This window comes from Saccharopolyspora erythraea, from assembly GCF_018141105.1.
GTDB classification, from domain to species: Bacteria; Actinomycetota; Actinomycetes; order Mycobacteriales; family Pseudonocardiaceae; genus Saccharopolyspora_D; species Saccharopolyspora_D erythraea_A.
The window spans coordinates 5,885,968-5,898,560 of record NZ_CP054839.1 but is presented as its reverse complement, the minus strand read 5'-3'; the positions used below and the strand labels follow the sequence as shown (position 1 = coordinate 5,898,560).

The 12,593-nt window shown below is 69.0% G+C and carries 10 protein-coding genes and 1 pseudogene; 5 read left to right on the top strand and 6 right to left on the bottom strand.

Going from position 1 to position 12,593, the window contains the following annotated elements:
* Window positions 1-134: 134 nt before the first annotated feature.
* Together HUO13_RS26345 and HUO13_RS26340 are read left to right on the top strand one after the other, a co-directional pair.
* The gene (locus HUO13_RS26345) at window positions 135-920 is read left to right on the top strand and encodes an enoyl-CoA hydratase (protein WP_211897720.1); all 786 of its coding nucleotides are present in this window, start codon (window positions 135-137) and stop codon (window positions 918-920) included.
* A 356-nt stretch (window positions 921-1,276) separates the two neighbouring features.
* Window positions 1,277-1,729, top strand: coding sequence for a L,D-transpeptidase (locus tag HUO13_RS26340; protein ID WP_211903170.1), 453 nt, complete (start codon window positions 1,277-1,279; stop codon window positions 1,727-1,729).
* Window positions 1,730-1,867: 138 nt separating this feature from the next.
* On the opposite strand, the gene HUO13_RS26335 is transcribed toward HUO13_RS26340, so the two are convergent.
* Entirely contained in the window at window positions 1,868-3,364 is a 1,497-nt protein-coding gene (locus HUO13_RS26335) for a glycoside hydrolase family 30 protein (protein WP_249124064.1), read from the bottom strand.
* 86 nt (window positions 3,365-3,450) lie between these two features.
* Window positions 3,451-4,344: pseudogene (locus HUO13_RS26330) on the bottom strand (glycoside hydrolase family 16 protein); the annotation flags it as partial.
* A gap of 179 nt (window positions 4,345-4,523) precedes the next feature.
* Here HUO13_RS26330 and HUO13_RS26325 point away from each other — a divergent pair.
* Entirely contained in the window at window positions 4,524-5,078 is a 555-nt protein-coding gene (locus tag HUO13_RS26325; RefSeq protein WP_211897718.1) for a glycerol-3-phosphate responsive antiterminator, read from the top strand.
* A gap of 10 nt (window positions 5,079-5,088) precedes the next feature.
* Here HUO13_RS26325 and HUO13_RS26320 read toward each other — a convergent pair whose 3' ends face one another.
* From HUO13_RS26320 to HUO13_RS26305, 4 genes are all read right to left on the bottom strand, one after another.
* Window positions 5,089-6,516, bottom strand: coding sequence for an FGGY-family carbohydrate kinase (locus tag HUO13_RS26320; RefSeq protein ID WP_211897717.1), 1,428 nt, complete (start codon window positions 6,514-6,516; stop codon window positions 5,089-5,091).
* Window positions 6,517-6,586: 70 nt separating this feature from the next.
* A complete protein-coding gene (locus HUO13_RS26315; RefSeq protein ID WP_211897716.1) occupies window positions 6,587-8,047 on the bottom strand; it encodes an FAD-binding oxidoreductase in 1,461 nt (486 codons plus the stop codon).
* Window positions 8,048-8,079: 32 nt separating this feature from the next.
* Complete coding sequence (locus HUO13_RS26310) at window positions 8,080-8,856, bottom strand: SDR family NAD(P)-dependent oxidoreductase (protein WP_211897715.1); 777 nt, start codon at window positions 8,854-8,856, stop codon at window positions 8,080-8,082.
* Window positions 8,857-8,903: 47 nt separating this feature from the next.
* The gene (locus HUO13_RS26305) at window positions 8,904-10,184 is read right to left on the bottom strand and encodes an MFS transporter (protein ID WP_211897714.1); all 1,281 of its coding nucleotides are present in this window, start codon (window positions 10,182-10,184) and stop codon (window positions 8,904-8,906) included.
* Window positions 10,185-10,678: 494 nt separating this feature from the next.
* On the opposite strand from HUO13_RS26305, the gene HUO13_RS26300 reads away from it, so the two are divergent.
* Both HUO13_RS26300 and HUO13_RS26295 read left to right on the top strand, forming a co-directional pair.
* Window positions 10,679-11,800 (top strand): zinc-binding dehydrogenase, encoded by a 1,122-nt coding sequence (locus tag HUO13_RS26300; protein WP_211897713.1) that lies wholly within the window; start codon window positions 10,679-10,681, stop codon window positions 11,798-11,800.
* A 14-nt stretch (window positions 11,801-11,814) separates the two neighbouring features.
* Entirely contained in the window at window positions 11,815-12,588 is a 774-nt protein-coding gene (locus HUO13_RS26295; RefSeq protein WP_211897712.1) for an IclR family transcriptional regulator, read from the top strand.
* Window positions 12,589-12,593 lie beyond the last annotated feature (5 nt).

Sequence of the window (12,593 nt, the reverse complement as noted above, 5' to 3'; positions counted from 1 at the left end):
AGGGCTGCACAGTGTCGGAACGCCGGAACGCCGTGTTGGGCCAGGTGTTCGACGGCGGTTCGCGGCGGTGTCGACTCGCGTGCACGGTCGCCGTTAGGCTGAACTGACCAGTACGTTCAGGGCTGGAGGTCCAGATGACCGACGTAGCCGCGAAGCCGGTGGTGGTCGACGTTCGCGACCGGATCGCCACGCTCACGCTCGACAATGCCGCCCGGCGCAACACCCTGTCCGTGGCGACCATGCGGGAGATCACCGCGGCGCTCCGCGAGGCCGGCGGGTCCCAGGAGGTGGGTGCGGTGGTGGTCCGGGCCGAGGGGCCCGCGTTCTCCGCCGGTCACGACCTGGGCGAGATGCTCGACCGCACGGTGGAGGACGAGCGGCAGGTCTTCGCGGTGTGCACGGAGATGATGCAGACCGTCCAGGAGATCCCGCAGCCGGTGATCGCCGCCGTGCAGGGGCCCGCGCTGGCGGCGGGGTGCCAGCTGGTTGCGACCTGCGACCTGGCGGTCGCGGCCGAGACGGCGGTCTTCGGCACGCCCGGCGTCAAGATCGGCCTGTTCTGCTCGACGCCGATGGTCGCGGTGAGCCGGGCGATCGGCCGCAAGCGCGCGCTGCAGATGCTGCTGACCGGGCAGGTCATCGACGCGGCCACGGCCGCTGACTGGGGTCTGGTCAACGAGGCCGTCGCGCCGGAGCGGGTCGACGAGCGGGCACGGGAGCTCGCCGCTCAGGTCGCCGCCGCGAGCCCGCTGACGCTGAAGATCGGCAAGCAGGCGTTCTACCGGCAGATCGACCTGCCGCAGGACGAGGCCTACGCGGAGATGAGCGAGGTCATGGCCACCAACGCCATGACCTGCGACGCGCAGGAGGGGATGAGCGCGTTCCTGGAGAAGCGCCCGGCGGTCTGGCAGGGCCGCTGAGGGCCGGCGAGCAGGTCTGGATGCTCGCGTATTGGTAGGGAATCGGTGTTCATGGCGGCCTGTCGCACCGGCTTGAACGTCAGGATTCCGGCGCTTCCTCGCCGCTGGTCCGGAATCCGGACAAGTTCGCCGAAGTCGGTATCGACTCCATTTCGGTCACAACGCCGCATTCCTGCGTGTGCGCCGCCGGGAGATGCTCCGATCGGGTCGCGTCATTGCGATGTACGTGTGCACTGACCGATCGCGAAGCAACGTGCCCCCGGTGCCGCGCGTCTCCACACACGGGAACACGTTTCCCTCTCGTAAGAAGTCGTCGAACAGATCCAGGCAGGAATGCAGAGATGCTGAGCAATGCGATGAAATCGACCGCGACCGCCGTGATGGTCTCGGGCGCACTGCTGGGGTCGGGTGCGACTGCGTTGGCGGACTCCGCCCCCGAGACCCCGGCGCTCGTGCCGGGCACGCCGTGCACGGTGACCGCCAAGGCGTGCGTCAGCCTGTCCAAGAACCGCGCGTGGCTCGTGCGGGACGGGCAGGTGTACTACGGGGAGGCGTCCGCGCTGGGGGGACGGCCCGACGCCCCCACTCCCACCGGCACGTTCCGCGTGCAGTGGAAGGACAAGGACCACGTCAGCGGGGAGTTCAACGCCCCGATGCCGAACTCGGTGTTCTTCGCGCCCGGCGGGATCGCCTTCCACCAGGGCAGTCTCACCAAGAGGTCGGCGGGATGCGTCCACCTGTCGAAGAAGTCGTCGGAGGTCTTCTTCAACAACCTCAACCCGGGCGACGAAGTCCAGGTCGTCGCCTGAATCACCTCGGCAGTACTGGTTGCGGGGAACGGGAGTTCGCGAACGAACTCCCGTTCCCCGTTTGTCTTGGGAACTGGCGTCAGCTCGCCTCTGCTCGACGGGGCCGGGCGAAAGCGACGGCCACTGGTTCGAGGGTTGTCATGTGCCGGGTGTGCCCTTCCACGTGAAGGTCGCCGAGGTGTTCGCCGGTAGGTCGTAGGTGAACGACTGGTCGCCCCAGTTCACCCGGACGTTCTGGGTGGAACCGGTGGTGTTGTAGGCGATGAGGGCCTTGGAGCCGTCGGGGTTGCGCCACGCCACGTTCTTGACCGCGGCGTTCTCGGTGGACTCGATCCGGTGCGCACCCGGCTTCACGAACTTGGTCAGGTGGCCCATCGTGTAGTACTCGACGGTGAAGTCGACCTGGCCGTGCCGGTCGTCTCCGTTGTGGACGGTGACCAGGCCGGTGCAGACGTCGCAGCCGCCGTTGTGCGGGTTGTGGTTCTGGTCGAGCGCCAGGCTCCACTTGGTGACGGTGCGACCCCAGTTGCGGGTGTAGTCGATGATGTTGTTCATGTCGTCGGAGTGCTGGTTGCCGACCCAGGTGCCACCGGACATCTCGCTGCCGTACTGCGGGAGTCCGGGGTACTGGTTCTGCACCGCGGTCTGCTGCGCGACGTTGCCGCCGTAGCCGTGCCACGCGATGCCACCGAAGTTCGGGTGGTCGCGGATCGCCGGGTCGTCCACTGTCGGCGCGCCGAAGGAGCCGTACTGGTCCCAGTTCCAGTCCAGGGCGAGCACCTTGGTGGACAGGCCCGCGTTCTGCAGGGCGGGCAGCAGGTGGTTCTTGGTGAAGTACTGCAGGCCCGAGCCGTTCCACATCGTCGACGGGTAGCTCCCGCAGCACGTCGGCTCGTTGTTGACCGAGACGAAGCTGATGGGAACTCCCTGTGCGGCGTAGTCCTGGACGTACTTCACGAAGTACTGGGCGAGCGCGGGGTAGTACTGCGACTCCACCCAGCCGAGCCGGTAGTCGTCGTTGTCCTTCATCCACGGCGGCGCCGACCACGGCGAGCCCATCACCTTGATCGACGGGTTGAGCTGCAGGGCCTGCTTGGTCAGCGGCACCACGTCGGCCAGGTCGTGGGCGATGGAGAACCGCGTGAGGTCCGGGTCCGTCTGGCCGGCGGGCAGGTCGTTGTAGGTGTAGCTGAACCGGGCGAGGTCGGACCCGCCCATCGGGTTGCGGATGAAGCTCAGCCCGATCCCGCTGTCCGGGTCGAACAGCCGGCGCATCGTGTCCTCGCGGGTGGCTTGCGGAACGATGTCGCTGGAGTTCAGCAACCAGGCCGCGGAGTCGGTGAAGGACGCTCCGCCGCCCTCGAACGTCTGGTACTGGACGTTCTCGTCGACGGTGATGGTCTGGCCGCCGGAGCCGTTGCCGGGCTGGAAGCTGGTCGGGGTCTGCTGCTCCAGACCTCGGGTGACCACCCGGCCGCCGCCGTCGGAGGTGGTCGTCAGCCAGATGTCGACCTGTTCTCCCGCGGCCTGCGCGGGCGCCATCGGGGCGATCGTCAGGCTGGCGGCCGCGATGACCGCGGTGCCCAGCAGACGTCCCCTGCGCCTCGGCGTTGTCGGAGGCGTGGAACCGAACATGGGATGTGCTCCTCGATCGCAAGGGAACCGTGGCGGCGCTACCGGCGCGGCGGCACCGCCACGGGTTCGCCGGGACTGTCGGGTTATCCGGCCGCACCGCCGCCGACGTCGTTGGTGACGCGCACGTAGTCGACGGTCAGCGTGTTGGGGAACGGGGTGCTGCCGTCCGGGTCGCCCGGCCAGTAGCCGCCGACCGCCAGGTTGAGGATCAGGAAGAACGGCTTGTCGAACACCCACTGCCGGCCACCGAGGTCCGCGGGCGTCCTGGTCTGGTAGACGTTCCCGTCGACCGACCAGACGATCCGGTTCGGCGACCACTCGACGCGGAAGGTGTGGAAGTCGTCGGCGAAGGCGCCGCCGATCGAGTACCCGGCGCCGATCCCTCCGCTGCCGGAGTAACCGGGGCCGTGGATCGTCCCGTGCACTGTGGACGGTTCGAAACCCACGTTCTCCATCACGTCGATCTCGCCGCTCTGCGGCCAGCCGACGTCGCCGATGTCGTTGCCGAGCATCCAGAAGGCCGGCCACATGCCCTGGCCGCGGGACATCTTGATGCGGGCCTCGAAGGTGCCGTAGGTCTGGGTGAACCGGCCTGCCGTGTTGAGCCTGGCGGAGGTGTACTCGCACCGGCCGTACCAGCACTGGTAGTTGTCGGGGTTCTCCTTCCTCGCCGTGATCACCAGGTTTCCCTGACCGTCGTGCGCGGCGTTGCCGGTGCTGTTGGTGTAGTACTGCCGTTCGTGGTTGTTGACGTTGTCGCCGGTCTCCATCTGCCATTTGGAGCCGTCGACCGGGGTGCCCGCCGGCGCGTTGAACTCGTCGGCGAAGGTCACGGCGGCGACCCCGGCATCGGGCATCGCCGCTGGTTGCGGGGTTTCGGCGGCTTGGGTGGTCATCGGCACACCGAGGACCGCGACGGCTGTCGCCGTCAGGAGGAGCGCGAATCGGAATCGTCGGGAGTTGTAGCGGGTGGATGTCATTTACCACCGATCCTGGAATTGTCGGGGGTTGCAGCTGAATAGTGTGTCTTGGTCTAGACCACCAAACAAGCGGCCATTCTTCGTAACGGTCCGCTACTGGTGATCACGCCCGCGACGGGTCGGTGCGGCGGTGTGCGGGAGTGCTGCGGGCCGCCGCCGTGTGAGACCATCGCGGCACCATGGAAGACCTCCTGCTCGACAATCCGGTCATCGCCAGCGTCAAGGACGATGCCGGTCTGCAGACCGTGCTGCGCTCCGACTGCCCGGTGGTGTTCCTGCTGTACGGCTCGGTGCTCACGGTGCCGTCGCTGGTGGACGCGCTGAAGTCCGGCGGCAAGACCGTCCTGGTCAACGTCGACATGGTCGAGGGCCTGAACGCCAAGGAGATCGCCGTCCAGTACATCCGGGAAAAGACCGGGGCGGACGGGATCCTCAGCTCGAAGGCGGTCATGGTCAAGGCGGCCAGGGAGCAGGGCTTGCTGGCGGTGCACCGCTTCTTCCTGGTGGACTCGTTCTCGTACCACAACCTCGGCAGGCAGATCGCGATCTCCAGGCCCGACTACGTCGAGATCCTGCCCGGCTGCGTGCCCAGGGTGATCACGTGGTTGCGCCAGGACATCGAGGTGCCGATCATCGCAGGCGGCCTGGTCTGCGACAAGGACGACGTGGTCGCCGCCCTGGGAGCGGGAGCGGCGGCCATCGCGTCGTCGAACGTGGACGTCTGGTCGATGTGATCCCCGGCGTTCAGCCGAAGATCCGCGCGGAGCGCCGGAAGACCTCGTCGGTGTGGCGGGTGATGTCGCGGTACACCTCGTGCTGGCGCGCGTACAGCTCGTGGTTGATGCTGTCCGGCCGGAACTCCACATCGACCGACACCATCGCGTCCACGGCCTCGTCCACGTCGGCGAACCGGCCGAGCCCCACTCCCGCGCACAGAGCTGCGCCGAGGCCGGCGGCGTTGTTGACCGCGGTCCGGGCTGTCGGTGTGCCGAAGACGTCGGCGATGATCCCCATCATCACGTCCGATCCCGCCCCGCCGCCGGAGACGATCACCCGCTCGAAGCCGGTTCCGAGCCCGTCCGCCATGGTGCTCGCCCGGTCGTACATGGTCAGCGCGATCGCCTCCAGCACCGACCGGTAGAGGTGGAAGCGGCCTTGACGGCCGTCGAAGCCGAGGAAGGCGCCTTTGCGGAAGGGGGCCTCCACCGGCGCGAGCCAGTCCAGGACCGCCATCAATCCGTCGGAGCCCGCGGGAACCTGCGCCGCGCCCGCGTTGAGGTACTCCTCGACGCCCTGGCCGGTCTCCCGGGCCCGTGCGACCACCTCCTCGCCGAGCAGGTCCCGCAGCCAGCTGACGGTCCACATGCCGCGCCGGATGCCGCCGCTTTCGTAGAGGTAGGCGTGCGGCACGCAGGCGAAGTTGGTCCAGAACCCCTTCGCGTCGGTGATGTTGCGGTCGCCGGTGGTCATGCTCGCGATGTAGGTGCCCAGGGAGATCAGCAGCGTTCCGGGATGGCGCAGCCCGCAGCCCAGCGCCTCCACCGCCTTGTCGTTGGCCGTTGCCACGACGGGCAGGCCGCGGGGCAGCCCGGTGTGCTCGGCGGCCGCTTCGGTGACCCGGCCCAGCGTCTCTCCCGGCATGACGAGGTCGAAAAGCATCTCCGCCGGGATGCCTGCGTTCTCCCGCACCTGGGGGTCCTTCGACCACTGCCAGGTGTCGGTGTCGATCGGCCACATGCCCTGGTAGTTGGCGGCCGTGTCGCGGAACTCCCCGGTCAGCCGGTGGGTGATGTAGCCCGACGAGGTGGTGACGCGGGCGACCGAGTCGTCCTCGTGGACGTAGGGCCGGGAGACCCGCTCGTCCATCCAGCTCAGCACCGGCTGGGCCAGGGTGCCGTCAGCGCGCAGCAGCGCCCGGCAGAAGCGGATGGTGCACAGCCCCGCACCGGCGATGTCGGCGGGATCGCCGTCGAAACCGGCCATCGCCTCGCGGCACGCGGCACCCACCGAGGACCACAGGTCGTCGTCGGGGTGCTCGACCACCCCGGGGCGCGGGGTGTGGCTCGGCCGCAGCGCCCGCCGGCCCTGGCTGACCACGGCCCCGTTCTCGTCGAAGATGGTGACCTTCGTGCTCTGCGAGCCGTTGTCGATTCCGATCAGGTAGCGCGTCAATGCCTCTCCCAGCCGAGGTGCGGAGGTGTCGGGGGTGGCGTGACCGCGACGCCGCGGCCACGCCACCGGCTCAGTTCGCGGGGAAGATCGTTCCGCGGTTCATGATCCCGTTGGGATCGAACGCTTCCTTCAACCGCACGAGCATCTGGTAGGCGCTGCCGTGCTCCTGCTCCGTCCACTGCGCACGGTACTTGCCGATGCCGTGGTGGTGCACCATGGAGCCGCCGTGGCGCAGGGCTTCCTCGACGATGATCGCGTTGATGGGCTTGTGGTACTTCTCGATCTCCTCGCGGGGTTCGCAGTTGATCGTGTAGTCGTAGACGAAGTACATGTTGGTGCCGGTCTGATAGCTGTGCGAGGAGTGCCCGCCCAGCATCGTCAGGTCCCCGGCGTGCGGGTACTCGGTGCGGATCCGGTGCATGACGCTGTCGAAGATCGCACCGACGCTCGACCAGTCCGCCGAGACCTCGGTGGTGTAGCCGAGGTGGCGGTCGGCGAGCATGGCCTCCTGCTCGGCCCTGATCTTGTCCGGCCCCCAGTTCAGGTTCTCGAACCACGACTCGATCAGCGCCGGGTCGACGGTGGTGTGCCGGTGCTGTGCGACGACCCGCTCGATCTCGGCGCTGGTGGCATCGGCGATGCCCTTCGGGCCTTCCGCCACGAACACGAGCACGCACCTGCCCCCGGCGAAGTGCGAGAAGTGCTGTGCGGCGTCCTCTTCGGAGTACACCCTGGCCACCGAGGGGCGGAACCCGTTGATGACCACCTCGCGCAGGATCGCGATTCCGGTGTGGACGTCGTCGACCAGGTAGCCGTGGAAGCGGTTGTTCTCCGGCTGGTGCTTGAAGATCTTGACCGTGACCTCGGTGACGAAGCACAGCGCGCCCTCGTTGCCGATCACGATGCTGCGGATGTCGGGTCCGGCCGCGCGGCGCGGGACGTTCTTGATCCGGCTGGTGCTGCCGTCCGGGAACACCGCTTCCAGGCCGACGACCATGTCCTCGATGCCGCCGTAGAGGGTGGAGAGCTGCCCGATCGAGCGGGTGGCCACCAGCCCGCCCATCTGCGCGAGCGGCTTGGACTGCGGGGAGTGGCCGGTGGTCAGGCCCTGCTCGCGCAGAGCGTCCTCCAGCACCTGGAGCGGGACACCGCACTGGGCTGTCGCCTGCATGTTCTCCGGGTCGATACCGACGATGGCGTCCATGTCGGAGCCGTCGAGCACGATGGTGCCTTCGACGCTGGTCTCCAGCCCGCCTTCGGTTCCGGTGCGCCCGGTGCGCGGCACCACGTTGATCCGGTGCTCGTCGGCGAACGCGAGCACGTCGGCGACCTGCCGCGCGTCGGCGGCGCGCACGACCGCCGAGGGCAGCGGACCGTCGAAGATGCCGTGGACCGCCGTGTACTTCTTGAAGCGGTCCACGCTGGCCTCGCGCAGCACCTGCTCGTCGGTCACCACGCGCTGCGGACCCACGAGGTCGCGCAGGCGGGCGACGATCTGCTCCTGGCTGAGTGCTGCTGCTGATGCGGTCAAGGGGTTTCCTCCGGTTCGTTTTGCGGTGTTGGTCAGCGGGTGAGGTAGCCGCCGTCGACGGTGAGCACGTGCCCGTTGACGTAGTCGGACGCGGCGCTGGCGAGGAAGACGGTCGCCCCCATGAGATCGGCGACCTCCCCCCAGCGCGCCGCGGGGATGTGGTCGAGGACCCGCCGGCTGGTATGCGGGTCGGCCCGGGTCCGTTCGGTGATCGCGGTGGCGAAGTAGCCGGGTGCGATGGCGTTGACCTGGATGTTGTGCTGGGCGAGCTCGTCGCAGTAGGCCTTGGTGAAGCCGACGATCCCGTGCTTGGTCGCCGCGTAGGCCGGTGACCACTGGCCGCCGAGGAACGAGAACAGCGACGCGATGTTGATGATCTTGCCGGCGCGTTGCTCGACCATGAACCGCGCGGCTTCGCGGCCCAGCTCGAACGGGGCCGTGAGGTTGACGTCGAGCATCGGATCCCACTGGTCCCGCACGAAGTCCTCGACGGCGGCGGTGCGGCAGATCCCGGCCGAGTTGACCAGGACGTCGACCGAGCCGAGCCGCGAGACGCAGGTCTCGATCACGGTGCGGGGGGCACCGTCCTCGGTGATGTCGGTGCGCAGGAACTCCATCCGGCGTCCCTCGGCCTCGACCAGTTCGCGGGTGGCCCCGCCGTCGTCGAGCACGCTGGGGACGAACACGTCGGCGCCGGCCTTGGCCAGCGCCAGCGTGAACGCCTGTCCCAGACCGCTGTTGCCGCCGGTGACGACGGCGTTCTTGCCCGCGAGGGAGAACACCTCCAGCGAGAAGTCGCGGATGTCCATGGATCGCCTTTCCTGTCCTGGTTCGGTGGTCGGAGATGGGGAGGTGCTCATGCGGCCGGTGCGAGCTCGGGCCGCCTCCCGCGGGGAGCCCGCCGCTGGGAGCGGACGATGACCGTGGTCAGCACCGCCCCGAGCAGCCCTGCCGCGAGGAGGAACGCGAACAGCGCGTCGTACCCGCCGCCCTGCTGGGGGATGCCGGATGCCGGGTCTCCGGTCCACCATGCGGCCAGCGGAGGCAGGAACGCATCCGGGAGGTAGGCGAGCCCGGACGCCAGGCCGATGACACCGCCGCGGTGCCGCTCCGGGATGCCGGCTTCGGCGACGCCGGCCCAGTAGACCCCGCGGCTCATGAAGACCATCAGGCAGAGCGCGAACATCAGTCCGAGCGCGACCCACTTCAGGCCGGACTCCCTCGGCAGGAGCAGGAAGACGCCCGCGATGGCGGCCGCACCGAGGAACGTCCAGCGCAGGAATCCCGCGGTGGAGCGGGTGATCTTGTCCACGCAGAGCCCGCCGAGGGGCCCGCCGATGAACTGGAAGACGTAGGTGCGGGCCACCCCGATGGCCCCGATGAGCCCGGCGGCCATGCCGAACTCGTTCTGCAGCAGCGGCGAGAAGTAGCCGAGCGTGGTGTAGAAGCTGTACATCAGCATGATCGAGACGCCCAGCAGCCAGGTGTAGGGGTTGCGCGCGGCCTCCAGCAGCTGGCGCAGGGTGACGGTGCTGGTCCCGAGCTCGGCGAGCCGGTCCCGGTCCACCCGCACCACCGACCACACGAGCACCGCGAACACCAGGCACAGCACGCCGTAGACCCGGATGAGGCCCAGGACTCCGGCCGACGGAACGACCGCGTTCGCGACCAGCATCGCGCCGACCGCTCCGATCAGCGTGGAGGTGACGCCGCGAACGGCCTCGAGGAAGCCGAACAGCCTGCCCTGCACCGACGCGCTCCCGAGCATCCCGATCGCCTTGACCAGCGCGGACCAGTACAGGGCCATGCCCATCACGGCCATCACGACGTGCGCCGCGAGCACTCCCGCGTAGCCCGGGGACGTCGTGAGGTACAGGTCGGCGGCGCCGGTGCCGACGAGCGCGACCACGATCAGCGACCGCGGCGAGAAGCGGTCGGCGAACCACCCGCCGAAGAAGTACATCACCGCCGCGACGGCACCGAAGACGGCCATCACGTTCCCGTACTCCTGGCCGGTCAGGCCGAGCGCGGTGTAGGTCGGTTCGAGGAACACGAACCGTATGTAGGCGACCTGGAAAATGATTCCCGCCGTCATCGACAGGATCAGATAGCTCGCCCAGTCGCGGGCCGTTGTCATCGCTGCCACCTCATTGTGGTCTCTGGCGGTCGGGGTGCCGGAAAACGCGGTTCTTTTCCGGGCAGAGCCGCATGCGGGGCCGGCACTCGTCCGGCTCCGGGCACAAAAAAAGAGAACAGTCCCCTGTGCAAGCACGGGTTACTGTTCTCTGCGTCTCTAGTAACCACCCGCAGCGCGCTGCGGGCGAGTATTCGGTTGTCAGCCGGGCTCGGCCGGTTGGCGGGTACCGTAGCCACGGCCTCCGGCTCGTGTCAAGCTCCGGTTCGAGCCCGCTGCCTGCGGTGGAGCGGATCGGCATCGCGAAGTGCTCCGGAGATCTCGCTCTTGACACGCAAGTGGTCGCACCGCAAACTTCCGGCACCAAGCTGGAATGCGTTCCAAATTTGGGACAGAACAGTCGTCTTCTTCAGCTGAATTCCCCTTTGCTCTGCGCGCGGCGGGTCGCCGTGCGCTTCTGCCTGCCATTCGCTCAGCCGAGATGAAAGTGAGCAGCCATGCACGTCACCGCCGCCGTGCTCGAGAAGTACGGCGATCCCCTCCGGCTCCGGGAGCTGGAGCTCGACGCACCCGGACCGCGCGAAGTGCTCGTCCGGATCGCGGCCACCGGCGTCTGCGCCAGCGACGCCCACACCAGGTCGGGGCGCATCCCGTCCCCGCTGCCGGTCGTTCTCGGTCACGAAGGAGCGGGTGTCGTCGTGGCTACCGGCGCGGAAGTCACCCACGTCGAACCCGGTGACCACGTCGCCCTGTCCTGGATGCCCAGCTGCGGGCGCTGCCGGCACTGCGAGGGCGGCCGTCCGGTGCTGTGCGCGGTCAGCGCTCCCGCACTGCTGCGCGGGACGCTGATGGACGGCAGCGTGCGAATGCACGACGGGGACCGGGACGTCCACCACTACTCGTTCCTGTCGACCTTCGCCGACCACGCGGTCGTGCCCGCGGCCAGTGCGATCAAGATCCGCGACGACGTACCGCTGGCCGTGGCCGCGCTCGTGGGCTGCGGTGTGCTGACCGGCTACGGCGCGGTGGTCAACCGCGCCAAGGTCGCGCCGGGCAGCTCGGTGCTGATCTACGGCGCGGGCGGGGTCGGCCTGAGCGCGGTCATGGCGGCGTGCAACTCCGGCGCGCTCCAGGTGATCGTGGTCGATCCGCAACCGGACAAGCGCGACGGCGCCGCGGCGTTCGGCGCCACCCACGTCATCGACCCGAGCACGCAGTCGGTCGTGCAGGCCGTCCGGGCCATGACCGACGGGCTCGGCGCCGACGTGACCATCGACGCGGTCGGGAGCGAGGGGGTGCAGGCCGAGGCGTTCGACGCCACCGCCACCGGCGGCACCATCGTCTGCGTCGGCGTTCCCGGGCCCGACGCCTCGATCGCGGTGCCCGGCGCGCGGTTCGTCCGCGAGGAGAAGTACCTGACCGGCAGCCTCTACGGTTCCAGCCGTCCGGGGCAGGACATCCCCGCACTGCTCAACCTCTTCGCGGCGGGCCGGCTTCCGGTGGACAAGCTCGTCTCGCAGACCTACCCGCTGGAACGGATCAACGACACCTTCGACGACATGCACGCCGGAAGGCTGCGCCGCGGCGTCGTGGTGCTCGACGAAGCCGCCGCCTGGTGACCGGGTGAGAGTCGTTGTCCCGCGACGAAGTGGCCGCGACCGGCACGCGCGCTCCTGCGGTGCGCCAGGCGTTCCTCGTGCTCGACGAGCTGTGCGAGTCGCCGGGAGGGCTGCGGCTCAACGAGGTCCTGCAACGGGTGGACCTGCCGAAGAGCACGGTGCACCGGATCCTGCGGACGCTGGTGGAGGTCGGCGCGGTGGTGCACCAGCCCCGTTCCGGGACCTACCGCATCGGGCCGGGGATGGCCGTCTACTCGCGACACGTGGTCTCCGCGGGCACCGGGCTGCTCGGCATGTTCTACGCGCTCGCCGAGCAACTGCGCGACACCTGGGACGAGACCGTTCAGCTCGGGGTGCTCACCGGAACCGAGGTCACCTTCATCGCCCACGTCGACACCTGCCAGCCCGTCCGCCTGTTCACCCGGGTCGGTCGCAGGCTCCCGGCGCACGCCTCGGCGACCGGCAAGGCGCTGCTGGCCTTGCGCGGCAGTGCCGAGCTTGACGCGGTGCTCGCCACCGGCCTGCCGGCGCTGACCCCGCGCACGGTCGGCGATGCCGAGCAGTTCCGGGCACAGCTGGCCGAAGTCCGCACCCGCGGCTACGCCACCGAGGTCGAGGAGGCCGCGGCGAACCTGTCGTGCTACTCGGCGCCGGTGCTCGGCGGTGACGGGCGAGCACTGGCGGCGGTGACCGTGTGCGTCGCCAACAACGCCGTGCCCGCCGACCGGGCCGGTCAGCTCGCCGACGCGGTCGTGCGCACCGCGGCCGAGATGAGCAGGCACCTGTGACCAAC